The organism is Paenibacillus sp. YYML68 (assembly GCF_027923405.1).
Taxonomy (GTDB): Bacteria; Bacillota; Bacilli; order Paenibacillales; family NBRC-103111; genus Paenibacillus_G.
Window position 1 is genome coordinate 5,009,136 of sequence record NZ_BQYI01000001.1, and the last position, 24,376, is coordinate 5,033,511.

The window sequence follows — 24,376 nt, forward strand, 5'->3', positions numbered from 1 at the left end:
AGCGTTACTTCGTTGCTTTCCAGCGATCATACGCCTTCTGATAAATACCCACATATTCATCAACGTTCATTTTCTTCAGCGTGGCGATATAAGCATCCCAGTTATCGAAGCTCTCTTTGTCCAGTATAAGCTTCGCTTCCATCTGAGCGATGTAGTTCATGAGATCGTTCTTCAGAATGTTCGCACGGTTCTCCTCTTCTTCTGTCAGGAAGAGCAGCGGCATGGCATCCTTCGCATACTGCGTCAATTGCTCGGCTTGCTTGTTCAAGATATTGTTCACGAGGTCCACTTGCTTGTAGTTCAGCTCCATGCGCTTCAATATTGGGATCATTGCCCCGGCATCCGGTGTATTTCTAGCACGGAAATCTTCCTTGTTCATACCTTCAGGCGTGATTCGGTCCCATTGTGTTTTACCTTCATCCAGCCACTTCCAGCTCTTGCCTTCAACTCCTTGGTTACCAAGCATAAAGCCCTCTGGTGTATACAAGTAGTCGATCCAGCGGATCATCGCTTCGGGATGCTTATTGTTCTTCGTAATGGCGAACGTTCCCAGATGAATATTCGGACGAGGTGTCAGCACCTTCTCCTTATTGATTGGACTTGTCAGAGGCAGGACCAACGGGTATTTCGCATTGTCCTCCGGCTTCTCCACCTTGAACACCGAGAACGGCGCGGCGTGGAACGTCATACCAATCTTATTATCTTGTCCCTTGGCCTTCAGCTGCTGATCCGTATGTGTGAAGATCTCCGGGTCCAGAAGCTTCTCTTGATGCAGCGTCTTCATGTACTTCAGGAATTCCTTGTAGCCCTCCGTCATGAACGCAGCACTAACCTTATCCCCCGTCACCTGCAAGCGGGATTGATTGTTCCGATCCTCCAATGCACCGAACGCCGGCATAATATACGTTCTAGCCATATTCAATGAATCGTTCTTGGCATTGAGGAACGACAACGGAAGCTCATCCTTCTTCCCGTTCTTGTTCGGGTCCTCATCGCGGAAGCGCTTTAACAAAACAAGAAGCTCATCTGTTGTTTCCGGCACCTTAGGATTCCCCAATGCTTCCATCCAATTCGCGTTCAAGTACGTACGGAAGAACATCAGATCACGATTAATGTCTGTGACTTGCGGCAGGGCATAGATATGACCGTCCGGTGCTGTGATGGCTCTTCGGATCGAAGGATTCTTATCCAGCATGGCTTTCAGATTAGGAGCATGCTGATCAATGAGACCCTCAAGCGGGATCAACAATCCCTGCTTGCCATAGTTGATTTGATCAAACGATGTCAGCTGTCCAGCAAAAAACACGTCAGGCAAATTATCGCTGGCAAAAGCAAGGTTTTTCTTTTCCGGATATATTTTGGCGTCGGGCGTATCGAACTCAAAATACACGTTCGTCATTCTGCCCATTTCCTCAAAGAACATCATCTGATCCCAAGGGCCCTGATTCGCTCCCTTCGAGCCCATCAGCTTTAAGGTCACCTTCTCATCAACAATAGGGAAGCCCGTAGCGTTGAAGTTCTTTGGGGCTGCTTGATCCCAAGGCTTCGTTTCAGCAGAATCCTTGGATGAACAAGCCGCGGCCGCACCTGTCATCATCGTGACAGCCAGTAACAACGATATTTTTCTCATATTCGACAACACCCCTTCTATTTAATTTCCCTCTAGGTAAGCAGGCGACGTCTATACTATACCCCCAATGAACCGATTAAGAAAATAGCTGCTTACCAGCCTATACTCTAATCATGCACGGACGCTACGATTCCATAGAGCCTGTGCTGTACACGGGAGCAAGACGTCGCATGCTCCTTTCATGCGCAATATCCGTTTGCCGAGCTGGAGGCTACAGGGCTACCGTTCTTACCAGGACCGTCCCATCCACCAGATGAATGACCGCTTTCCATTCCTTGTCCTCCGGGCTCACGAGCACCGCATCCTGCTGCCAATTTTTAATATAGTGAACGGAGAACGGCTCATCATGACACGTATAGTACAATTGTCCATTGCGGAAGAATTCAACGTAATCGATCTTCTCCGGGTACAGACTCGCTAAGCGAATCCAGCGCTTCCCCTCATATTCCAGGCCCGGCTCCATACCTTGAAGATAGAATTGCTCTTCCTGCGGAATCGGCGGCAACGCTATGCCCAGCCCCGCTGCCATACGGTGTGCGAAGAACTGATCCTCTCCGCGAGTAATGCTCCAGTCGGCCGGCACCTCCTGCTTCGTGAAGTTATTATAATATCCCCACGACGAGCCGGTACGGAAGGCTACCTCCAGCTTACTGATCGCCTGCGAATCTTCATTGCACACCACTGGCTTGCCGGGCGCCCATGCCCTCACTTGACGAATATGGTTGTAATATTCCTGACGGCTCAGCCAGTTGCCATGGATGAGTATAACGTCACTTTCCTTACATACCTCTTCATTAATATATCTGCCTAGCCCGCTGCACCCCACCGGCATTCCGCCGGACTCCGAACGGGCGATCTCCAGCAGCGCCACCATACCTTCGCTTGAGGCGATTAGAGGGTGATCTCGCGCAATATTATGCTCATTACATACTTCAATTATGACATTCGTATATCCGCCCTCTCTCAGGAACCGGGATGCCGTCCGAACGGCATTCAGCACGACTCGGCCATCCTTCAGCCTCGGGGTCTGTCCGGTATAGAAGTAGCTGACAATGACCACCATACCAAGCTCATCCGCTGCTCGGATCAGACGGTCCATGCGATCGGCATAAGCCGGGTCCAAGCTCCTACCATCCTCCGAGAAGGGGTTGTTATCAATGGTGTTGTTGTTCACTGTAAAGCACGGGCCGCCTCCTTGGAAGCTTACGGTGAATGCCCGTAGTCCTGCTGCATACCACTGGGGCAGTGCAGCAATGAGATCGTTCGTATTGCGATCCGGATCGAAGCTGCGCCCGAATCGGTTGAAGCGTTCAGGGGCAGCCTTGTCGTCGAAGACGCCTTGAATGAACCTCGCGTTCATGAGCAGCCCGTGCACATTCGGCTTACTGCCTTCAATCTCGGAGTAGGTCTTCTTGCCGTTAATGACAAAATGCTCCCCTTCAATCGTCAGCACCGTTTTTCCCATTTCGCACACCTCCATCTGCGATGATCTAAAATTTTGTTCGAAACAGTGCGCTTTGATTGATTTCAAAGCTTCGCTCATATCCAGGAATATGTGGAATACTTGCAGGCGGGTCCTGGAACAGCAATAGCGAATCGGGGCCCGGAGGCAGCTGCTGAGGCTCATACCGCTTCCAATCGTCACCGTCGATCATCGATGTGCAGCCATCCTTCCTCAGCAGCTCAAGCAGCTGGCGCTTCATCAGATCAGCTTGATCCTTGTACATCGGATTATTGAAGTAATTGTGTGTTTCTTCCGGATCGACCTGCAGATCGAACAGCCACTCCTTGTTATCCGGTGCTGAGTAGATATATTTATAACGCTCGGTAACAGCCATATACACACCGAACTCATTGCGATTGTATTGAGCAATCGTCAGCTCCCGCTGCTCCTTGCCCTCGGCAATATCGAGCAAGCTTCGGCCGCTGTAATCCTCTTGCGGCTCAATCTGTGCCGCTTGCAGGAATGTAGGCAGTACATCCACCAGACTTACAGGGACATTGCAGCGCTCGTTCCCCTTCGTTCGATCTGGATCGACCACAAGGAGTGGAATGCGTGCCGCCGAATCCAGGAAGCTGCGCTTGCCCACACTGTTGTAATCCCCCAGCAGCTCGGCATGGTCGGAGGAGAACACGATCAGCGTATCCTTCAGCAGCCCATGCTCTTCCATATAGGCGAGCAGACGTCCAATCTGATAATCGATGAAGGAGATCGTGCAATAATAGGCGGCCTTCATCGTCCGCATCAGATGATCGTCCACACCTTGATCACGGTATTTATATCGATTCTGGAATCGATTCCAGTAAGTCAGCAGCTCCTCACCGTTCATCGGACGCTTAGGGAGCGGCATCTCCGGCCCCCGATACAGCTTGTTCCAAGGAGTAGGCGTCTCGAAGGGCGGGTGTGGCTTAATAAAGCTGCTCATCAGCAGGAACGGGCGGTCTTGGTCTCTTCGCTCTAAGAAATCGATACTGCGATCGACGACCCACGTCGTATTGTGCAAATGTGCCGGAAGCTGGGACGGCTGAGGAATATAGTACATCTCGCTGCGGATTCCTTGCGGATCATGCACATGCTCATACCCGTTCTGATTGAGGAACCGCTTGAAATCATCCTCGCCTCCTCCCTCCTCGCTAATATCGCGGGATTCGAAGCCCCAGAGCGCCTCCGCTCCCTGATCCGCAAATGTAAAATGCATTTTGCCAACTCCATGAGTCTGATAGCCGTTCTGTGACAAAATCTCCATGAAGCTGCGCCGACCGTCCGGCATTCTCTCATTCGCTGTACAATCAGTACGGTGCGGCAGCTGTCCTGTCATCAAGGCATACCGCGCCGGTACACATACCGGACACGACGTATACGCTCTTGTGAAGGTAACTCCTGACTCGACTAACCGATTCAACGCAGGTGTCTTGATAATCGGATTGCCATGAGCCTCAATGGTGTCATATCGCTGCTGATCCGTGAATAGAAACAAAATGTTTTTACGTGACATCGTCGCTCTCCTCCACCTATGCTCTTATTTGCATGAATACATGAATTGATATTCGCCTGATCCTACTTCCAGCTGCACACCCGCTTCCGTCTGCACGGCCGAGCGGACGCCTTCCGCAGTCATCGCCGGCACGCCGGATTCCTCCACCCGATCGAGCACCGCACCTGGCAGTATCACCGTCGCCCCTGTGTTAGGCGGTATCGTCACCTTCACCGAGATCGCGCCATTCTCTTGGCGTTCCCAGCCTGCTGCCACTACTCCGTACATCGAGCAATAGGAGGCCTGGGCATAATCGATGGCATCCGTAAGCTGCGGTGCAATACGCGACTTCTTGTAGCCCGGGTATTCTTCGTCCGTGTCGAGGCCAGCTGCAACCCGGTATAACCACTCGCCGATCGATCCGTATGCATAATGGTTGTAGGAGTTCATCGGATCGGTGCATAACGAGCCATCCGGCTGAATACCGTCCCAATGCTCCCAGATCGTGGTTGCCCCCTTCGTAATCGGGTACAGCCATGAAGGGTACTCCTTCTGCAGAACAAGCTTATAAGCAAGCTCCGTATAGCCGTGCTTCGACAGCGCCAGACACAGATAGGGCGTGCCGACGAAGCCTGTTGTCAATCGATTGTGATTCTCCTCTACGTATCGGGCCAGAATCGACGCAGCTCGCTCCCGGTCGGTATCCTCCAATAGATCGAACATGAGTGCCAGCACGTACGCTGTTTGCGTCGGCGAAGCGACCCTTCCGTTCGGAGTGACGAATTCCTTGCGGAATTCCCGGGCCACCTGAGCACTCAGCTCCGTATAGCGAGCCGCGTCCTCCTGCTTGCCCAGCACATGGGCTGCCTTCGCTACGAGAGACGAGGAGTACGCATAGAAGGCGGTAGCGATCAAGTCCTTCGGAGTCGCTCCCATACGGGTACCCTTCGGTGCATCCATAGCAAGCCAATCGCCAAAGTGGAAGCCTGTATTCCACAAGTATTCGTGATCGCCTTGCGAGCGAATGTATTCGACCCAGCGGACCATACTATCATACTGCTGCTCCAGCACTCGCCGATCCCCATATCGCTCGTACAGAACCCAAGGGCAGATTACCGCCGCATCCCCCCATGCTGATGAGGAATGCTGTCCCCGCAGAATATCAGGAATTACGAAGGGTACCCCTCCATCCGGAAGCTGGTCCGCCGCGAGATCCTTCAGCCATTTGGTAAAGAACGTAGCGACGTTCATATTGAACGCGGCGGTACGAATGAACACTTGAGCGTCCCCCGTCCAGCCTAATCGTTCATCGCGCTGAGGACAGTCCGTCGGTATGTCGAGAAAGTTCCCCTTCTGTCCCCATACGATATTGCGCTGCAGCTGATTGACCATTTCATCCGAGCATTCAAAGCTGCCTGTCTGATCCATGTCACTGTATATGACCTGAGCGACGACGCTTGACGCGACAAGCTCATGAGGAATACCTTCAACTTGAATATAGCGGAAGCCCTGGAATGAGAAATACGGACAATAACGTTCGACTCCGCCTCCTCTGCAAATGTAGGTAATCGTTTGCTTCGCCGTACGCAGATTGCTCGTATAGAAGTTACCAGCCTCATCCAGCACCTCCGCATGACGCAATGTAATCGTATGCCCTTCCTCCGCCTCGACGGTAAGCTTCACCCAACCAACCAGGTTCTGTCCAAAATCAACGACCGTCTCACCGTTCGGAGTGCGCAGCACGTCAACAGGTGTGAGCTCCTCCACGACACGAACCGCCTCGCCCTCCTGCGCAATTAACGTGTCGAAGCCGTGCTCCAGCAGTGATACGTCTGTCCACTGGCTATCATCGAACCCGATACGACTCCAGCCATCCTGCTCAAGCCGGGCATCATAGACCTCCCCATGATACAGCTCGGACATGAGCAATGGACCTGCACTAGCCTTCCAGGAACGATCCGAGACGATCACATCCTCCGTTCCGTCCTCGTACTGCACATGCAGCTGCACGAGAGCAGCCCGCTGGCTGCCATACAGGTCGCTTGAGCCCTTCCAGCCCAAATTCCCCTTGTACCAGCCGTTACCCAGCATCACACCTAACGCATTCTCACCGCTCGCAAGCAGCCTCGTGACATCGTAGGTCTGGTATTGCAGCCTCTTGCTGTAGCTCGTCCAGCCGGGAGTAAATAAGGTATCATCGGCCTTCTCTCCGTTCACGAACAGCTGATACACCCCAAGGCTAGTCGCATAGATGCGTGCAGCGACAATGCCTTCACGCAGTGTGAATGGCTTACGCATATACGGACACGCCTCCGGCTGCTCGCAGCTTGCTGTAATCCATGCAGCCGTCCACTCGCTAGAGTCCAGCAGCGCGGTCTCCCAATAGACTTCCTCGCTCCAGTCTGACTCGACGTCGTCTTGATCCCATACCTTCACACGAGCCTCGTAACGCGTCCTTGATGTGAACGCAGGACCTTCATAGGGAACATGAACGGATTGATTAGACACGATCTTACCCGTATCCCACCATACGTCCCCTCCTGCTGATACAATCAGCCTATAGGCAGATTGCTGCGCGGCTCTGTATGGTGCATGCAGCTTCCAGCTCAATCGGGGACTACGCTCATCCATGCCGAGTCGGTGGACCTTGTATTCACAGCGCAAATCATACGGCTTCATACCGATCTTCACTTCCACCATCTCACACCTCTTTAGGTTGTAATGATTACTACTAAGTAACTCAGCTCACTGGCACTACGTTCAGCACAACCGATTCATACTGCTTCGAGCTCGTTCCCACCATGATCTTGAACTCCCCAGGCTCTACGATCGTCTCGTACTGTTCATCCGTAAAGCTCAGCATGGAGGGCTCGATGAGGAAGGACACCGTCTTCGTTTCACCCGGCTGCAGTGTAATTCGCTTGAAGCCCTTCAACTCCTGAATAGGCCTTGTCACCGAGCTCACCAGATCCGTGATATACAGCTGCACGACTTCGTCCCCGGCTACCTCACCCGTATTGCTTACATCGATAGATACGGTAACCGTCCCCTCCACGGTCATCGAGCTCGAGCTCAATTGCAGATGACGATATTCGAAGGTTGTGTAGCTTAAGCCGGAACCGAACACGAACAAGGGCTCATCATGCTCCACGAATAAATATTTTTTGAATAATCCGGTCGGTTTTTGTGAATAGTATACCGGCAGCTGGCCGACTGAACGCGGGAATGTGATAGGCAGCTTCCCGCTAGGATTCACATCGCCGAACAGCACATCCGCTACTGTATGGCCCGTCTCTTCCCCCAGATACCATCCTTCCAATATGGCCGGAACGTTCTGTGCGATGTAGTTAATCGTAAGCGGACTACCGTTAATAAGAATGACGACAGTCGGTGTTCCTGTCTCCACGATTCGCTTCACGAGCTCATCCTGGGACCCCGGTAGATTCAGGTCAGCCCGATCCCCCCGATCATCATTGAAAAATATCGCTTCCCGGCTCGTTAATGTGTTGCCGCCCACGCAGACGACCGCTACTTCACTTTCCTTAGCCACCTGCACCGCTTCCTCAATCCAAGCCACATTCTCATCTAGCGAGCGCAGCTGCGGATTGTTTAAGCGTCGATCCAGCTCCGTCTCCCCGCCATCGTCCTTGCCTTTAATAATGTCACAGCCTTTGGCATACACGACCTCCAGCTGCCCCTTCGTTTTGGCTATAATGCCATCGAGAATGCTAATTCCTTTATTCGGCTTCGTGCTGTAGGAGCCCGTACAGATCGGATGAGCATTCGGCCCAATGACAGCAAGCTTGCGGAGCTTATTGAGTTGAAGTGGCAGCAGGCCGCCTTCATTCTTCAACAACGTAATGGACTTGTCTGCGACTTCCTTGGCGAGCTTCTTATGTGAATCACAGTTAATAATCCGCTTCGCATAATCTGCATCCGCATAAGGGTTCTCGAATAGTCCCAGAAGAAACTTAGCTCGTAATATTCTCGCTACCGCAATATTCAATACTTCTTCCAAGGACGGGTCTTCGGCTACAGCCTCAAGCAAATGGATATAGCATCCGCCGCCCGGCAAATCCATGTCGAGTCCAGCCTTCAACGCCTTCACGGCCGCTTCCTTCTGGTTGCTCACAACATGGAACAGAATATCCAGTCTCGAGCTGTCGAAGTAATCAGATACCACAATCCCGTTAAAGCCCCAATCTTCGCGAAGCGTATCGGTAAGCAGCTTCCTGTTGCCATGACACGGTATCCCGTCAATCTCATTATGGGAAGGCATCATGCCAAGAGCACCCGCCTCCTGGACGACCGCTTTGAAGGGAGGCAAGATTTGATCCTGCAGAACACGTAACGGTATGTGGCTCGGGGCAAAATTACGTCCGCCATCGGACTGGGCATAGCCAGCAAGATGCTTAGGGGCTGCAATCACATGCTCCGCATCCACAGCTGGACCATCTCCCTGCAAGCCTCGAACGGCAGCGACACCCATTCGCGTAACGAGGAACGTATCCTCGCCATACGTTTCCTCGGTCCGGCCCCAGCGAGGGTCTCTTGCCAGATCAAGCACAGGCGTATGCGCTTCATGGCCCCCTCTAGCCCTCGCTTCCTTACTCATCGCGGAGTACACACGTTCAATCAGCTCCGTATCCCACGTACTGGCCATCGCGATCGGAATAGGGAAGCTTGTTGCATCCTTCGCCAGATGTCCATGCAGACACTCCTCATGCACCATCACAGGTATGCCCAGTCTAGTCTGATTGACAAAATAGCTTTGAAGAGCATTGAGCTTTTGGATTCTCGTTTCAATCGAGTCGCCCTTGAACGGAAGCTGAATCGCCCCGGCTCCATGGGTGTAGATGTCGTCGATACTTCCATCGGCCAGACTTCCGTCCTCATTGAGCTTCACATCAAACGTCTGACCTACTTTTCCGATGGACATCGTTTGTACGACCTTCTCCGCCAACGTCATCCTTTGCAGCAAATCCTCAACACGGGCGTCCACAGAGAGGGCCGCATTTTTGTAAGACTCCATTTCGAATACCTCCATAATATTAATAGCTTCCAAGGGCGCGTATCAGACATTACCCCTTGAGCGAACCAATCAGAATACCTTTAATGAAGAAGCGCTGAACAAACGGGTATACAATTAGCAGAGGCAAGGCCGAAATAATAATGACGGCATACTTGATGATATCCGCAATCTTCGCTTGCTCGGCCATAGCAGCCATAGATTCGCCGTCCATCATCATATTGGCGCTCATCTCATTCACGATCAGAATTTCTCTCAAAAATAACTGTAATGGGTACAGCGAGCGGCTCTGCAAATACATCATCGCATTAAAATATTGGTTCCAGTGGGCCACGCCGTAGAACAAGGCCATAACCGCGATAATCGGTCCGGAGATCGGTAGAATGACCCGCAGGAACAAGGAGAGATGGGAGCAGCCATCCACCTCGGCTGCTTCCTCCAGCTCCCGGGGAATCGTATTCTGGAAGAAGGTCCGGGCGACGATTAAGTTCCAGACGCTGGCTCCTCCTACGATCATTAGCACCCATGGCGTGTCCAATAGATTCAGGTTCTTAATAACAAGATAGGTCGGAATGAGTCCGCCGTTAAAAAACATAGTCACCAAAAAGATGCCCGTAATGAAGTTGCGACCGTACAAATCTTTGCGAGCCAGTGCATATGCGCAAGGAATGGTCAATAATAGGTTGAAGCACGTTCCGAGCACCGTATACAGGATCGTATTACGGTAGCCGGTCCAGATGTCCGGGTTCTCCAGTACTCTTCGATAACCGTCGAACGTAATGTCGATAGGCCACAGCCACATCTGTCCGGTATTGACATAGGCCGGGTTGCTAATCGATGCACTTACAACATATACAAGCGGATACAAGACGACGAGCGTCACCAAGAGCAGTCCCAAGCGATTGACTGCATCAAACACACGATCCCCCAAAGAGGTTATCACAGCTCCCACTTCCTTCCGTTTACATTTACCACAAGCTAGTTTGGCTGACCTTACGAGCAATCCTGTTGATCGTCACCAGAAGCACCAGATTGATGACCGAATTGAATAGCCCCACCGCTGCAGAGAAGCTGTATTGAGCCTGAAGCAAGCCGCTTCGGTACACGTAGGTTTGGATCACCTCAGATGAATCCATGTTCAGCTGGTTTTGCAATAAGTAGACCTTCTCGAATCCGATCGACATGAAGCTGCCAATGCTCAGGATGAGGAGAATGATAACCGTCGGCATAATTCCCGGTAAGTTAATGTTCCAGACCCGCTGCATTCGGGTTGCCCCGTCGATCGTAGCGGCCTCGTGCAGCTCCGGGTTAATCGCGCTCAGTGCTGCGATATAGATGATCGAATTCCAGCCCAGCTGCTGCCACGTCCCTGACCAAACGTAGATGGACTTGAACCATTCAGGCTCCGTCATGAAGCTAATGGGCTCCCCTCCAAGCAAGACGATACCCTTATTCAAGATCCCCGTACTCGGATGGGACAGCGATACGATAATGCCCGCTACTACGACTACAGATATAAAGTGCGGCGCATACGTAATAATCTGGACACTCTTTTTGAACATTCCGTTGCGCAATTCATTAATGGCAAGCGCGAACAGAATCGGGAGAGGAAACAAGAGGAGCTCGTATAAACTAATTAATACAGTGTTCTGAATAATGGTCCAGAAGGATGGGGAATTGAAGAATCGTAAGAAATGCTCTAAGCCGACCCATTCGCTACCCGTAATTCCTTTAGAAGGAATAAAGTTTTTGAACGCGATCTGAACGCCATACATAGGTAAATAGTTAAAGATCGTGAAATAAATCAACGTTGGCAGTATAAACAAATACAGATGCCAATTCCGTTGGATTTGCTTCTTCCAGGTCTGCATGTAAATGCTCATAACACAGGATCACCTCTTGTTGGTTGACGTTACGTAACTTGATCAGACTGTAGCATCCTGCAGACCATGACGTAAATATCCGCCTTATCCTTCATAAACGAATCCTTCGTTATGTTCTACATACGATGTGAATCCACAATATCCGCTTACTCCGGCATACTCGAATTCGCTTTTCGGGCGTACTCCTTATTTTTTCTCTTTATTGTTCCAGGACAAATAGGTACAATAAGAGATACATTTGCCCTAGGAAAGGAAGCATCCAGATGAGATGGAACTTGTATACCAAGTACTTACTTGCATTCATTGTTATGTTCAGTATACCGGTAGCCATTCTGGGGGTATTCATATACACCGGTGCCGTAAGCGCGCTTCGAACGGAGATTGAAGAAACGAACCTGAATCGATTGCACCAAGCTGTAGAGCTTATGGACCAGCAATTTCTTGGCTTGAGAGATACGACCGTACTCATGTCTCTGAACCCAGATCTATCCCGCTACCAGCTTCTCAATGATACCTACGCCTCCATGGAGGTGATTAAGGAAATCCAGAAATACAAGGCAAGCTCCTCGTACTTTGAAGATATTTTTTATCATCTGTACGGGAGTGACCAGTTCTACTCTTCAGCTGGCTTATTCAGCACTTCATCGTTAATTCGAGATTATTATAGAAGCAACAAGGAAGCTTCTGCGCACTGGATGAGCAAGCTGGAGGAGAACAAGCTTCCCTTCGTCCGTCCCGCCGATCCCACTCACAACACGTCCAAGGAAATTATGACGATTGGGATCCCCTTTCCTGTGCGCTCCGTAAGCCCTTATGGCATCGTGTTGTTTCTATTCGACAGCCAGAGGCTGTATCAGCTCATGGCACCGATTCTGGGTGACTTCCGCGGCGCTGTATTTGTATTTGATGAGAATCGTAACCTTCTTACCTCCAGAACCAACAGCATGGTCATTGAAGACCGATTTATGACGGAGCTGCTCGATCAGGCGGCTGACAGCAAGCAGACCTCTGTGGTCAAGGAGCTCGAGTCGACTTCTGTAACGTGGGTGAAATCAGAAGCAACCGGATGGACGTACATGACCCTTATTCCGACCGATCAGTTTTATCAGCGTGTGCTGAAGCTGACGAATTTGATCTGGTATGTGTTGTTGTCTCTGGTCTTGATCGGAGTTGCGGTGGCAATATTGCTGTCAAGACGCTTCTACAAGCCCGTGCAGCAGCTAATATCCAGAATCCAGCTTGAGCTCGAAGCAGCACATCCCAGAATTAACCAGGAGTTTGATTATATTACACATTCCTTTGAAAGCATGTCCCAAAGCCAGCAAACGCTGCTCGATCAGATGGAAAATCAGAAGCACCTGATCCAGGATCAGTTTCTAGTCAAGCTCATCAGCGGCTTCTTTACGGCAGAATCGGATGTGCGCGCTTTCATGAAGGAGCACCAGATTATGCTGCAAGGTGTCTCGCACTTCGTCCTATGCTTCAGCGCGGAGGATGCAGATGCAGCCTTAACTCAAGAGCTGGCACGCAGCTTATCGGATTACGCCAACGAGGATATGTATGCGTACCCTGTTGAATCGTACCAGCGTGGGATGTTCACCTGCATCGTCGGCGTATTGAAGCATCCTCCGGAGCCATCGCTTGCTGTGGACGAGGCCGCTCGCGAGCTGCATCGAGTGATATACAGCATTGCGGGTACGAAGCCCACCATCAGTATTGGCCGAATGTACGATGGCTTCATGGGAATCCACCGATCATACATTGAATCACTGGCGGCCAAAGAGTATGAGTTGAAGTTTCCTTCCGGCAGCATCATTCGATATCCCGATATTGTCAACTGGAACGAGCAGGAGTCGACCCGTTGGTATTCTGCCGACATTAAGCTCACTCTGCTTCAGTCGATTAAACAAGGTGACGAGCAGCTGGCTCTCGAGTCCTTGAAGCAGATTATCGCGGAGATTAATGAACAGAAATCACTTCTGATGACCAAATGTATGACATCTGATCTCGTTAATTCCATATTCAAGCTGGTTCATGTACAGGCATTGCCGCATAAGTCAGAGACGTTCAAGCAGCTTCTGAACCAGCAGTCTATGGATATGTTTGAGTCGGAAATTAAAAGCTGCATTGTAACACTGTGCCAGCTTTCTAAGCAGCGGAAGGATGAGGAGTTCTCTGAGCTAGGTCAGCGAATGATGTCGTATATTCATGATCACTTCTTGTTATACGAGTTTAATTTAAGCCAGATGGCAGATGAGCTCTCGCTTTCTTCATCCTTCATCAGCCGTTCGATTAAGGATTTAACCGGATCTACCTTTACGGAATATGTGTTTGATCTTCGAATGGAGCATGTGAAGCAAGAGCTGCTGCATACCGATAAGTCCGTGAAGGACATTATAACCGGAGCTGGTTACGTGAATGTGTCCTACTTCATCGATCGATTCAAGAAGAAGGAAGGCATGACGCCGGGGGAGTATCGCAAGACAGGAAGACAAGCGGAGAGGTGAATACGTTATCTCTTGAGGATCGTCCCTTGAATGTCTGAACCATCCTCTGCGTGCCAATACAACATAAGGGGCGAGCACGGCCGCTAGCTTCACGCTTGCAGCCTGCTCGCCCCTTATGTGATCATAACAAGTTCATTCCGTGCGCCTCATAGCAGCTGCGTTCATTCCAGCTGTCAGGCCGAACGTCCGCTACTGCGGAACAGTGACTAGCTCTCATCCGCTCAGCAGCCCGTACTTCCGCCTGAACCGCTCCAGAATACGCAGCCACGGCTTCGCGAACAGCGCGAGGAAGAACACGTTACTTGCAGCATGCGCCAGCTCGAACAGGAGGCTTGCGGCATACACCGCCGCCATCCCTTCCCAATGGCCCTCAGCCGCAAGTCCGGCAACCGTCCAGAAGTTCATGATCCAGCCGAACAGCATGCCCCATACGAAGCCGAACAGCAGCAGCGCCCATCGGTTGCCCGACAGTCTGAAGGGTGTGCGGAGCGCACCCGCTGTCCACCCCATCATCCCCCAGGCGAACATCTGCCAAGGCGTCCACGGCCCTTGCCCGAGAAACATGTTCGAGATGAGCGCGGCGAACGCCCCGATCAGGAAGCCGCTCTCCGCGCCGAACACGAGCGCCGAGACGATAATGACGAAGCTCGTCGGCTGCACGCTCGGCAGCGCGGCGAACGGCACGCGGCTGACCGCCGCGATCGCCGCCAGCAGCGCAATGAGCACCACCTCCCGCGCCTGCAGCTCGCGCAGCTCGAAGCGGATGAAGAACGGCGCCATCGCAGCGAGGATGAGTACGAAACTGATGAGCAAGTATTGATCACTCCCCACGGTCGAGATCAGCCCGAGTCCGAGCAGGAACACCATTATACAGACGACGAACGCTATACGAGCTCGAGACATCGCTTCAGCACCTCCTCATACGTCACACCGTTGGGACACAGGTCGCGGGCAGCACGATGAACCGCCGTCGTGTAGAAATGGTTGTCGCGGAAAAAATCGGCCGCCTCCTCCTGCGCCGCGATCTCACCATTGAACAGCATCGCACACTCGATCGCATAAGACGCCGCAAATTCAATATCGTGCGTCACCATCACGATGGTGACTCCCTCTTGATTCAGCTCGGTCAGCAGCTGCCCCCACGACTGCTTCTGCAGCGGGTCGATCCCCTTCGTCGGCTCGTCCAGCAGCAGCAGCCGCGGTCCGGATAGCAGCACACCAACAAGGGCGGCACGCTGCAGCTCGCCGCCGCTCAAGTCATGCGGGTGCCGCTCCAGCACGTGCCGCAGCTCGAACCGCTCGAGCAGCTCGTGCAGCCGCGATTCGCGGTTGTCAGCTGGCGAACGCTCCATCGCACGCTGCAGCTCAGCACCGACCGTGTCCTCGATGAAATACGCCATCGCATTTTGCGCCAAGTAGCCGATGGTCTTGTACTTCGCGTCCCCGCTCATGCGCCTCAGCGATTGCCCGCCGAGCCGTATGTCGCCAGCCGCAGGCTTCTCGAGTCCCGCCATCAGCCTCAGCAGCGTCGACTTCCCGGAGCCGTTCCCCCCGACAATGGCGAGGAACGTGCCTTCCGTCACCTGAAGGTCGAGCTGTCGCAGCACGGGCTGTCTGCGGTCCGCGTAGCTGAACGTCAGCTCGCGGCAGTCGAGCAGCGCTTGCTTGCGGGATGCTTGCTCCAGCTGGCGCGTGTGGGCTGCGGGCGAGGCATCGGGACGCGATAAGCTTGAGGCACGACCTGCGTGGTCGGCACGTTCTGTATCAGTACGCGCCATACCCGTGGCACGACTTGCAACGTCGTCTGCAGGCCTTCTAGTGTTACGCGCCGAGTCTGCTGCAGTCGCTACGTCGGCCGGCTCAACAGGTGCCTCACACAGCGATTGCAGCCACTGCCGTCCCTCCCGCACACTTAACGGAATGTGCGCGTCCGCCGCTTCGTGCACCTCAGCAGCACCACCAGCAGCAGCCTCTGCGCCCATCCCGTGGAGCGAAGCCGCCCCCTGCTTCCGATGCTCCTGCACAGCCAGATACAATCGAGCGATACCCGGCATGTACGGCTCATACCGCTGTGAGCCTTCACGGTGAAGCTGTCCGATCCAGCTTCTCGGCGGACCAGCATACGTGATCGTGCCGTCCCTGCCCAGCACCACCAGCCGATCCGCCATCCCACTCAGCTCCTCCAGCCGATGCTCGGTCAGAATAATCGTCACACCGAGCTCCTCGTTCAGCCGACGGAGCATTTGCAGGAAATCTTTGGACGCGACCGGATCGAGCTGAGCCGTCGGCTCATCCAGCAGCAGCACCTCCGGCTGCAGCAGTAACGCCGCGACCAGATTAACCGTCTGCTTCTGTCCACCCGACAACGTATGGACCGATTGGTGCAGCCAGCTCTCCATTCCGAAGTAATGGACGAGCTCGGCAATACGGCGGCGCATCGCATCCGCGGGCACGCCCATATTTTCAAGCCCAAAGGCAAGCTCCTGCAGCACTCGATCCATCACCAGCTGATTGTCCGGCTGCTGCTGCACGAGGCCGATGCGACAAGCGAGCTCCGCTGGCTCATGCTCGCCGAGCAGCTTGCCCCGGAAGCGAATCTCCCCCTCAAGCCGACCGACCGGCTGCAGCTCGGCCTTCAACAGACGGAGCAGCGTCGTCTTGCCGCAGCCCGACGGCCCGGCGAGCACAATGAGCTCACCTCGACGCACAGACAGATTCACGTGCCGCAGCACCGGCTCCGGCTGATCCGGGTACGTGAATTGAAGCTCATTTATCGCCAGCTGTTCCATAGTCGATCCTTCCCCTCCATCCAGAGCGGCATCCCGATATACGTGATGAACGCAGCAAATGTACACCATTCCCATCCTCTCAACTGCCACGCCTCCATAGACGGATAGATCGTCAGCTGCCCATAGCCTGCGAGCAATCTTCCGGCCAGGCAAGTCACAAGCAGGAGCAGCAGCATCGTCAAAGCACGCCAATCCTTCGACCGCATCCGGTACGTGCGGTACGTGCTTCGCGTACGCATGCCGAAGCCTCGCGCCTTCATCGAGTCAGCCGTCTGCAGCGCATCCTCCAGCGACCAGGTGAGCAGAATCTGCAGCAGCTTCATGCCGTCGCTGGCTCTTTTGCGTAGCGGTCCCTCGGTAATGCCGATCCCCTTCGTCTGCTGCGTATGACTGATCGCCCGAAGCCTGTCCTTCAACAGAGGAACGAACCGCATCCCCATGACGACGACGAGCGAGCCCTTCGGCCAGATCGAGGCGAACAAGTAGAGGAACTTATCCGAGCTCATCACCTTGCTGTAGCTGAGGAAGACGAGCATGAGCGATAGCGTAGACAGCCCTATCGTTAGTCCGAAGCATACCGCCTCGAGCGTAATCGGCTGCTCCCACATGTAGAACAGAATATGCTCCCCGCGATGGGAGAACAGCGGATTGAGCACGAACAGCACGACGCCGAGCGCCAGCAGCGGACCGACCGTTCGCAACAGACTCGTGAATGCAGCCAGACGATAGCCGACCGCAACGAGCAGCAGCGCGGAGGCGGTCAGGAATACCGGATGAAGGAGCAGCATCGACAGCAGCATCACCCCTGTGAAGTAGATGAAGCTCGGCAGCGGATGCAGCGCACGGAAGCCGGAGTGGTGCATTACGGGTCACCCGCCTCATCGGTCTTGCCGACGTCCTTACCAAGGTCGACCGTATACAGCCACTCGATCCGATCGCCTTGGGCGAGCTTATAGGCGCCTGCGCTCATCTTCGGGAATTGACCATTCACCCTATACAGCCAGCCGCTCTTCGCCCCACGGTCCAGCTCATACAGATTCGCGATTCCCTCGACGTAGACGGATCTACCGCTTCCCCGCGTCTCCATCTGAATCTTATTCTGCTTCGTCACCCGCCGCAGCACGTCGATCACCGTATCTCCATCCTTCACCTCAACGGCCGTCACCGGCAGTATCGTCCCCTTCTTCGCGTCACCGTGAATCTCGATGCTCACCCCGGCGCTCGCGACGGATGATGGAGCCCCTGCAGCCGCCGACTCGTGATTCGATCCGCTCGCATTCGCCTGCGCCGCGGACTCACCCGAGGCTGTCGCAGGCGGGGACGGACTACCTGAAGCTGCGCCGTCCGCTGACGGTGAACCAGCGGCTGCAGCTTGGCTAGCTGTAGCCTCGGCTTGCGACGCATGGGGAGCCTGCGAGCCGCCTTGCTTCGCGGCATCACCGCTGGCCCCGCCGCTTACCGACGACTGGCCCTCTGACGGAGCAGCCCCTCCGCTCTGAGACGGCTGCACGCTCGATGTCTGCTCCCCCGAAGGCTGTGACTGCTGTACACCGGAGGTCTGCGCAGCTGACCCTTGCCCAGCAGCGTCCTCGGCATTCGCAGATCCGCCTGCTTGCCCTGAATGCGACACTGCACCCGGTCTATCGCTCGCTGCAGCGCTTCCTTGCTGCCTCGCTCCAGCGCCCTTTGCATCCGAGCCTTGCGACGCCGCCCCTTTCCCGGTCGTCTGCCCATCTTCGCCTGTCGCGCCGAGTCCACTAGCCCCCGTCGCCGGACCGGACGCCGAAGAACACGCCGACAGCAGCATGAACAGAAGCAGCCCCATCGCTGCGAGCAGCCTACGTGCCCCCCCGTTCCTCCAGATCGACATCACCTCATCCCCCTTCTTCTATTAAAAATAACACGAAGAGCACTGCACCAGTGCCCTTCGCCTTCAATCGCTAGCCTATGATGCTCTCTGCTTCTCCAGAACGCGCACCGCAACAGCAGCCGCCATCTCGCGCGTTACCGCCGCTTGCGGCAAAAACCGATTACGGTCATCGCCCTCCATGTAACCGCTCGCCTGTACCGCTTGAATCGCGGCGAGCGAACTGGCATTCGCATCCGCTATATCCAAGAACGGTGCGAGGTTCGCTGCGGACAAGGACGTCAGCCCGTAGGCACGGGCGAGCATAATGGCCATCTCTTCCCTCGTTACTTGACGGTCAGGAGCGAAGCGGCGCTCATCCATCCCCTCGATGAAGCCTTGACGGTGAGCCTCTGCGACGAGAGGCGCGTACCAGCTGCCAGGCTCCACATCGTCGAACTTCGTCGCCTGACCAGCTGCCACCGGCTGGATTCCCTTCAGCCGAAGCACGATCGCCACGAACTGCGCTCGTGTCAACGACTGCTGTGGCGCGAAGCGCTGCCCATCCATACCGTTCATAAGCCCGTGCTTCACAGCCTTCTGCACGTACCCAGCCGCCCACGGCGAGATGCTCGACGCGTCCGTGAATGCTGCTGACAGCGTGACCTGCTCGCGAGCCGCATAGGTCGCCAGCGCCAGCAATGCCTGCTCGGTCGCGATGTCGCTCGACGGCTCACCCTTCAAGTGCGCGAAGCCGCCGTCCGCCTGCTGATACGTCAGCAGATGGCTCAGCACCGAGCCGCCTGCCTTCACGAACCGCTCGTCTTCAGCCGAGATGCCGAGCGAGGACAACGCCAGCACCACCTGAGCCGAGCTCTCGCTTGGCACAGTTCCCTCGAGGCCGAAGCCGCCATCGGCACGCTGCTGCGTGGAGAGCCAGCCGAGCGCTCGGTCGACAGCCGCCTTCACACCCGGCTTCGATACATGAGGCGCGAGGGAGGTGAGCGCCATTGCCGTTATATCAATGGAGGAGGAGTCCCCTTCGGCAAGCGGCCAGCCGCCATCTCGGTGCTGGCGCTCCAGCAGCCAGCTCAGTAGCTTCTCCCGCGTCCACAGGCTGCTCGTCTCCACCTCGTGGCCGACTTCATTCAGCACTGTCAAGGCGAAGATCGGGCCATTCGTGCCTTGCAGCGTCATCTGCTGATGATTCACGATCGCATCGATCAGATCGTAGCCCGCGATGTCACGCGGATTACCGCCAGCAGCGTGCACGCCCAGTGCAATCCGCTCATAATCGGTCACGAGCCGCAGACGCCCTTCCTTCTCCTGCAGCAGCGACTCTACACCTGCGACATAAGCAGCTGGCACCTGCTCGCCTGCCACGGCGAGGCCGTAGGCCTCCCAGTCAGTCAAGCCGTCCTCCTGCTGCCGCACGTAGCGTACGACCGCCGCAAGCGCCTTGCCCACTTCCTCGGACAGCTTGTTCGTGTCCGCTGTCTTCAGCTTTGTTTTATCAATAACCGCGAACTTCGTGAAGTGATTCACCGCTCCCGTCACAATACCGGTCTCGGCATCCAGCACAGCAGGAATCGGAACCCATTGTCCCGTAGACTCGTTCAGCCACACTAGCGCGAGCTGATCGAGCGTCTTCCCGTATAACGGCGCCTTGATCGCGACGTATACCGGCTTCTCGAAGGTCGTGCCGTCCGGACCGAGCTCGAAGATCGAGGAAAGCACCTCTGGTCTGGAGGCACCTGCCTCCTCCTTGTGAACGGTAAGCGTCGTGTCCTCCTTCAAGGCGCTCGCCGGAACGATAAGCTGCACCTCTTCCTGTGAATCGATAATAGCAGCCGCCTCGCTGCTCTTGACAGTCTTCTGCAGCTGCACCTCGTTCGAACGGGCCAGCTGCAGCAGACGGTCGGCCGTCTCCTTCGTCATCGCCTTATCGCCGTTCTTCACGACGACCGTCGCCACCTTCGCGCTCACTGGCGTCTGATGATCGTAGCGAATGGTCAGCTTCTTCAGCTCTTCATCGAGCTTGGCCGCCGTATCTGCAATATTGACGCCGACGACTGGACCGCTACTCCCTCCACCGGACGAGCAGCCCGGCAGCTCTGTCGCCTTCACATCATCGCCGCCGTTAACTGTATATTTCCAGTACACGCGATCTCCCTGTGACAACGCGTAGCTGCTGGCACTGTTGGATGGATACGAGCAATTGACGGCATACAGCCATCCGCTCTTCGGCCCGTGTGCGAATTCGTTCAAGCCGTCGATCCCGCTCACATACAAGCTTGAGCCGCTGCCAATCGAGACGACACGGTCAGCGCCCAGCGCCCGCACGAGCACCGAATACGCGGTATCTCCACTTTGCCATGGCGTGCTGCTCGCAGATAATATCGATCCGCGGGCCGCACCGCCATCCACACTGACAGAGACCGATGGAGCTTGCTCGCCTGAGCCCGAGCCTGTTACGACGTTCGGCGCAACATTCAATTGAGCGCTCCAGCGGGCGATGAGCGGTGCATCGTGCTCCCGATAACCTGAGATAACGAGCTCGTGCATCCCGGCAGGCAAGCCGCTGAAGGCCGCTATGCCATACGTATCAGTCGTCACGGTCGTCTGCCCGATGCGAACCTGAATGCCAGCTGCCTTGGAAGTACCCTGCCAGCTCGCTTGCTCCACCTGAATAGTGAAGCCTTGACCCGCCTTCGGCACACTCGGAGTGAGCGCATATTGGTGCACGATCTGCGTATCCATGCCGCTGTAGTAGATGAGCACCTCATCGCCACGCTGCAAGGCTGTATCCTTCCAGCCTCCTGTAGACGCCCACACACCGGCACGCTTCACGGCGAAGCCCCACCAGTGGAAGCCCGATGCCTCGATGCCATTCACCGAGCTTATGCCGAAGTACATACCGTCCGTATAAACATGCTCCGTTACCGTATGCTGCAGCGCCTCGTACACGCTCGAAGCACGTTCTTGCTTCGCGACCAACGACCCAGCAGGCCCCTCTACGCGCACCTGCACGAGAGATGGCAGCTCCTGCACGCCGCGCACAACAGAAGGGAAGCCGTTCACGAGCGCCCCTGTTACCTCGATGCGCTCATCTGTCGCCTCATAGCCGCCCGGGAAGTAGGCGATGCCCGCAGCATCCGTCCATACCGTCTGTCCACCGACCTTCACATACACCGCAGCCGGAACAGATTGCATGCCGTCTAGCTGCGTCACCTTCACCTGGAACGGCTCCTTGTTCCTCGGCACCTTCGGCTCCAGCTCGATCTTGTCGAGCAGGGCGGAGCCTAAGTACGGACCGAACATCACCGCCAGCTCATCGCCCGGCTGCAGCTGCGTCGACTTCCAATCCCAGTCTCCGGTCCACGTGCCGTTGCGCTTAATATTGAAGCCCCAATAATGATAATTGCCGTGGCTAGTGTTCTTCGCCTTGCCGCCAATTGCATACACATCGAAGAACGGCGAATCCATTGTCACGACTGGAAGACTATGTCTCGCCGCCAGCTGCTGCAGCGCCTCAAGCGGCGTGCGTGCCGACTCGAAGCCTTCCGCCATCGTCCCTTCACTCGTCTCCACATGAATGAACACGCTCGCCTTGCCGTTCGTGCTGCCTGTGTAGACCGGCACCGTATACGTGCCGCTCAAGCCGCCTGTCAGCGTATCGTATGCGACCAGGGCGAGCAGCGACTGGTACGTCGAGAACTTGTCCGAAGCTCCCCCCGCCTGATAGGAAAAGCCTCCATCTCCCGTTGAATAATGCATCAGCGCGGAGATCAAGCTCCCCTCCGGCTTCGCGAAGCTGCCCTGCCGTCCGTCCTTCTGCTGCTTCGACAGACCGAGCACGGCCATCGCAAGACTGTTGCTGTTGGTGCGGTTTACAGTTAGGTCGCCGTTATCCAGTTGCCTAGTGGCTAGCCAAGACACCGCCTCCTGAACTACGACTGCTACGTCGGCCCGATCCTTGTACGGGGCGAGCGCCCAGAGCGCTGCAGCCGTAATATCAATCTGAGCCGTCGTATCGCTCTCATTCAACGCCCAGCCTTGATCCTTAATATGGCGCTGAACGAGCCACCCGACCAGCTTGTCCTTCGTCCAGACAGCATCGGTCGGAATCGTGTAGCTGCCGCTATCGAGCGCCAGCAAGCCGTAGATGACACCGTTCGCCCCTTGGGCAGCTAGGTCCGTACGATTGTAGATTGGCTCCAGCAGATTGCGCCCTGCGAACGATTGCGGATCGCCTCCAGCCGCCTTCACACCGAGCGTCAGCTTAGCGTACTCAGTCGGCAGCGTGGCGCCCGTGAACGACTGCACCCGCTCCTTCGCCGCATCCAGGTAGCCGCTCTCTATTGTCTTGCCCGCCTGACCGAGCGTATAGGCGTACCAGTCATCTGTCACGGGTCCCTGATTCACGAGCCAAGCCGACGCCTCCTCGATCAGCTGGACAATCGTTACGGTACGTGTCACCTTCGTCGGCTGTGATCCGACTGCTGAATCCTCATTCGCTGCCTGTGCGAGCTGCGCAGGCTGCAGCCCACTCGCGAGCTGCGCCAGCAGGAGCATCGCAACCACGAGCCTGATCAACTGCTGCTGCAGCCTTGACCTCATCTTCATGCTTCTCATCCCTCCACTTTCTTCACATGGCTCTGGGGCCATTCCCCTCACCTGTGTTCAGCTTCCTCGCGACAGCCTCCAACAGGCCGCATAACGAAAAGCACCTTCCGCCAGAAGGTGCCGCAACATAAGCAGATATGTACGAAGGCAAACGTATGTGCGTCAAACCAGCCATAACGGCGCATGCGTGCAGCGCTTGCCCACCGTCTCCCTATATCGCGTAGGTTGCTTGGCGTATCGGACAGGCAGGTCTCCTGGCTTGCGAATCGTTGCAATCTCCACGCCTTCCCGTTTCGAATGAAACAGTGGCTCATGTGGAGAAGCTCCTCGCTCACAGTGGCGCGACCGCGCCGGTCTTACACCGGCTTCCCTATTAACGAATCGGTAGATTCGAACCTGTCTTCACTAGATTGCTATAGACCAGCCCCATCTTATCATGAAAAGCTAGAGCCGTCTATGCGAAAATCCGTAGCCCTCAGGCAGCTGACACTATGCCAAACAGGCTTCGCCGCGCACAGCGGAGCCTGTCCCATACGTTCACACCCGCTAAGACGACGGCTGCACCTGCCGCAGCAATCGAACAATATCGTCTGTCCGGGTCAGCTCACCGTCCAGCCGCTTCACGAGCCTGCCCTCCGCGTCGATCAGGAACGCTGCCGGCAAGCCGAGTACGCCGAAGCGGTCTACGGCCTCGCCGCTCGGGTCCAGACCGATCGGGAAACTCAGATCGTGCTTGACCGCGAACTGCGCGACACTCCCTCTCGATTCTCCTACATTCACGGCAATCACCTCGACGCCCTGCACCCCAGCCTGATACGCCTCGTTCATGAGCGGCATCTCCCTCTCGCAAGGCTCACACCACGTCGCCCAGAACAAGAGCAGCACTCCCTTGCCCCGATAATCGGACAGCTTCAGCTCGCTGACGCCTTCAAGACGCGCCAAGGCAAAGTCAGGCGCGGGCTGACCGATCCGCACCTTGTCTGCCGCATTCCCCTCGGTTCCGGACTGCAGCAGCGTATAGACGAGCGCCGCGCCAATAAGCAAGACGAGCACCGCCATGACGCCCTGTCTCCAGACTACAGCAGCCATCG

At 55.3% G+C, this 24,376-nt stretch carries 14 protein-coding genes and 1 riboswitch; of the genes, 1 reads left to right on the forward strand and 13 read right to left on the reverse strand.

The window, feature by feature from the left end:
- Positions 1 to 4: 4 nt before the first annotated feature.
- The 7 genes from PAE68_RS22335 to PAE68_RS22365 form a co-directional block, all read right to left on the reverse strand.
- Entirely contained in the window at positions 5 to 1,630 is a 1,626-nt protein-coding gene (locus PAE68_RS22335) for an extracellular solute-binding protein (RefSeq protein WP_281890679.1), read from the reverse strand.
- A gap of 211 nt (positions 1,631 to 1,841) precedes the next feature.
- Positions 1,842 to 3,095: a hypothetical protein gene (locus tag PAE68_RS22340; protein WP_281890681.1), complete on the reverse strand. Its 1,254-nt coding sequence runs from the start codon at positions 3,093 to 3,095 to the stop codon at positions 1,842 to 1,844.
- 25 nt (positions 3,096 to 3,120) lie between these two features.
- Positions 3,121 to 4,626 (reverse strand): sulfatase family protein, encoded by a 1,506-nt coding sequence (locus tag PAE68_RS22345; protein WP_281890683.1) that lies wholly within the window; start codon positions 4,624 to 4,626, stop codon positions 3,121 to 3,123.
- Positions 4,627 to 4,650: 24 nt separating this feature from the next.
- Positions 4,651 to 7,305, reverse strand: a complete 2,655-nt coding sequence (locus PAE68_RS22350; RefSeq protein WP_281890685.1) for an alpha-L-rhamnosidase — start codon at positions 7,303 to 7,305, stop codon at positions 4,651 to 4,653.
- Positions 7,306 to 7,345: 40 nt separating this feature from the next.
- Complete coding sequence (locus tag PAE68_RS22355) at positions 7,346 to 9,637, reverse strand: glycoside hydrolase family 3 N-terminal domain-containing protein (RefSeq protein ID WP_281890687.1); 2,292 nt, start codon at positions 9,635 to 9,637, stop codon at positions 7,346 to 7,348.
- Positions 9,638 to 9,686: 49 nt separating this feature from the next.
- Positions 9,687 to 10,586, reverse strand: coding sequence for a carbohydrate ABC transporter permease (locus PAE68_RS22360; RefSeq protein WP_281890689.1), 900 nt, complete (start codon positions 10,584 to 10,586; stop codon positions 9,687 to 9,689).
- A 16-nt stretch (positions 10,587 to 10,602) separates the two neighbouring features.
- Positions 10,603 to 11,517, reverse strand: a complete 915-nt coding sequence (locus PAE68_RS22365) for an ABC transporter permease (RefSeq protein WP_281890690.1) — start codon at positions 11,515 to 11,517, stop codon at positions 10,603 to 10,605.
- A gap of 263 nt (positions 11,518 to 11,780) precedes the next feature.
- Here PAE68_RS22365 and PAE68_RS22370 point away from each other — a divergent pair, with 263 nt between their 5' ends.
- Positions 11,781 to 14,024: a helix-turn-helix domain-containing protein gene (locus PAE68_RS22370; protein ID WP_281890692.1), complete on the forward strand. Its 2,244-nt coding sequence runs from the start codon at positions 11,781 to 11,783 to the stop codon at positions 14,022 to 14,024.
- Between the two features lie 213 nt (positions 14,025 to 14,237).
- On the opposite strand, the gene PAE68_RS22375 is transcribed toward PAE68_RS22370, so the two are convergent.
- The 6 genes from PAE68_RS22375 to PAE68_RS22400 all read right to left on the reverse strand — a co-directional run bounded on the left by PAE68_RS22375 (position 14,238) and on the right by PAE68_RS22400 (position 24,374).
- Positions 14,238 to 14,927, reverse strand: a complete 690-nt coding sequence (locus PAE68_RS22375; protein WP_281890694.1) for an ECF transporter S component — start codon at positions 14,925 to 14,927, stop codon at positions 14,238 to 14,240.
- Positions 14,909 to 16,813 carry an ABC transporter ATP-binding protein gene (locus PAE68_RS22380; protein ID WP_281890696.1) on the reverse strand — a complete coding sequence of 635 codons (1,905 nt, stop codon included), beginning with the start codon at positions 16,811 to 16,813 and terminating at the stop codon, positions 14,909 to 14,911. Before PAE68_RS22380 ends, PAE68_RS22375 begins: the two co-directional genes overlap by 19 nt.
- On the reverse strand, positions 16,795 to 17,676 hold the full coding sequence (locus PAE68_RS22385) for an energy-coupling factor transporter transmembrane component T (RefSeq protein ID WP_281890698.1): 882 nt from the start codon (positions 17,674 to 17,676) through the stop codon (positions 16,795 to 16,797). The genes PAE68_RS22380 and PAE68_RS22385 overlap by 19 nt, the downstream gene beginning before the upstream one ends.
- Positions 17,676 to 18,683, reverse strand: a complete 1,008-nt coding sequence (locus tag PAE68_RS22390) for a DUF4430 domain-containing protein (protein ID WP_281890700.1) — start codon at positions 18,681 to 18,683, stop codon at positions 17,676 to 17,678. The genes PAE68_RS22385 and PAE68_RS22390 overlap by 1 nt, the downstream gene beginning before the upstream one ends.
- Before the next feature lie 75 nt (positions 18,684 to 18,758).
- Positions 18,759 to 23,285: an S-layer homology domain-containing protein gene (locus PAE68_RS22395; RefSeq protein ID WP_281890702.1), complete on the reverse strand. Its 4,527-nt coding sequence runs from the start codon at positions 23,283 to 23,285 to the stop codon at positions 18,759 to 18,761.
- A gap of 227 nt (positions 23,286 to 23,512) precedes the next feature.
- Positions 23,513 to 23,699, reverse strand: a riboswitch (cobalamin riboswitch).
- A gap of 132 nt (positions 23,700 to 23,831) precedes the next feature.
- Positions 23,832 to 24,374 carry a redoxin domain-containing protein gene (locus PAE68_RS22400; protein WP_281890704.1) on the reverse strand — a complete coding sequence of 181 codons (543 nt, stop codon included), beginning with the start codon at positions 24,372 to 24,374 and terminating at the stop codon, positions 23,832 to 23,834.
- Positions 24,375 to 24,376 lie beyond the last annotated feature (2 nt).